The 2,101-nt window shown below is 47.2% G+C and carries 2 protein-coding genes; both read right to left on the bottom strand.

Annotated features, from left to right (window positions below):
• On the bottom strand, positions 1-817 hold an 817-nt coding region (locus tag H6F80_RS00065; protein WP_190789589.1), incomplete at its 3' end, for a glycosyltransferase family 2 protein.
• Positions 814-1,938 carry a glycosyltransferase family 4 protein gene (locus tag H6F80_RS00060; RefSeq protein WP_190789588.1) on the bottom strand — a complete coding sequence of 375 codons (1,125 nt, stop codon included), beginning with the start codon at positions 1,936-1,938 and terminating at the stop codon, positions 814-816. The genes H6F80_RS00065 and H6F80_RS00060, both read right to left, overlap by 4 nt.
• Positions 1,939-2,101 lie beyond the last annotated feature (163 nt).

Below are 2,101 nucleotides of genomic sequence, written 5' to 3'. Positions count from 1 at the left end.
AAAAACCTGGAGCTGGTCGAGTTCCAATCACAATTGCCCAAATTAGGAAAAAGTAGCGCTGTACGAAGGATAAATATTCTAGTAGGACCAGGGTTTCGTTATGAACCAGGTTGATTGTCGCGATATCGCTGTACTGGTTCCGTCCATCCTCATCAAATCGCTCTGCTGCCTTATGATCGACTTCAACTTTGGGATCGTAGATGAGTTTCCATCCCGCTCGCTTAACCGCCACACTAAATGCCATATCGTTATAAACCTGTGCGCCCGTTCCGCGTAGCCGCTCATCAAAGCGAAGATTGGCGATCGCCGCTCGTCGATAACTCATATTCGCACCCTTGAGCAGGTCTACTTCTCGAGGTTCCCCTGCCCCCAAATGATGATTGCCGACTACTCTACCGAACCACTGGATGCAACCAACTAAATCTTTTATACCGTCTTCGAGCCTTTCCCCAGCATAGACCCAGTCTCGCCCCCCCACGCCGCCAACTTGGGCATCTTCTGCAAAATGCGCCTCAATCTGCTCTAACCAATGGGGGCGCGGGACAGCATCATCATCTGTAATTGCAATAATGTCTCCGCCTACCTTTGCCAGCCCCGCATTAAGAGCTGCAACCTGTCCTGACAAAGTAATGTTCAAAAGTTGAAGGGATAACGGGGCAGCATCAAACTTTTCAAAAAATGACCATGTCTCCAGATCGATATCACGAATAACAACAACGATCTCATCGGCAGGCCGTGTCTGGTGTTTCAAGGCTTTCAAACAGCGTCCTAGCTCCTGAGGACGACGATAGGTTGGTACAAGAACACTGATTTTCATGACCCTGCTAGCGCCTCAAATAGGTCAACATAATCTCGTGCTTTGCTCACCCAGCTATGCTGTTCTGCGATCGCTCTTGCTGCCTGCCCCATTTGAGTTCTACGAGCAGAATCGTTGACTAATTCATTCAGCGATCGGATGAGAGTATGAACATCCTCTGAGTCGGACAAAACCACACCGCATTCTGGCGTGACAATTTCCGCGCCGCCTGCTGTTGCCGCTGTAATCACAGGGAGTCCACTAGCCATCGCCTCTAGAAGAACCAGAGTACAGGCTTCATAGCGTGAAGGAAACACAAACAAATCGACCGCTTTCATAATGGCTGCTACATCACGTCGGAAGTCTAGAAAATGAACCCGCTGATCCACAGCAAGCTTGGCAGCAAGATCTGGGTATGGACTTCCTTCAACCGCACCCACAACCACCAGATGCAAATTTGGCACCTCGCCCAGGGCACGTAAAACCGTATCTAAATTTTTACGATTTGTGCGAATGTCACCCACAAATAGAGCTAAAGGAACCCCTTCAGGTAAACCGAGAGATGAGCGTTCGGTAGAACCAGGGGTGAATTCCTCTAAATCCACGCCATTAAGGATAATTTGAATCTTATCGGGCAGTACACCAACATCAATCAAGTCCTGCTTAATCTTTTCAGAAACGGCTACAACGACCTTTGCCTGACGCAATGCTTTTCTTTCCCAGGAGGCATTGAGTGCAGTGTAGAGCCACTGATAAATCCCGTAACTGTCTCGGCGGGTGTGCGAGATATGCATTGGTGACTTAAACCAGGCAGTATGAACGAATTGGATAGTATTGATATCTGCTTCCACATCGGTAACCGCCCCGTAGACTTGTATGATGTCAAAATCATGGCGGTGTTTTTTCAACCACGCCTCACTACGCTGCGAAAACACGAGGCTACTCAAAAGCTGCGTAGGATATCCCTTCACTGGGATATGGATCCAAGTCACCTTACTATTTCGCTGTAGGTCTGGAGCAACATTTGTCGCTATCAAAGTGATTTCATAGCCACGTCGGATGGCTTCCCACACAACTTCATAGTTAGCCCGACCCTGGCCATCCCCTTTAATAACACTGCGAGTCACAATACAAATTTTCATAAGCCATCCTTAATAAAATTACAACAGATTAACTTAACTCAATAAGATTTCTCGCTCGAGCAGATCTAGGATTTTCCTATCTTTTTCTACATCAAATTTACGACCAAAGTGTTTGTTAGAGGTAATCAATTGCTTAAAATGCTGACTTGTCAAAATAGCTGGG

The organism is Leptolyngbya sp. FACHB-711, from assembly GCF_014695615.1.
In the GTDB taxonomy this organism is placed as follows: domain Bacteria; phylum Cyanobacteriota; class Cyanobacteriia; order Elainellales; family Elainellaceae; genus Leptolyngbya_A.
The sequence above is the reverse complement of the archived record's forward strand: the minus strand, read 5'-3'. Positions and strand labels throughout refer to the sequence as shown.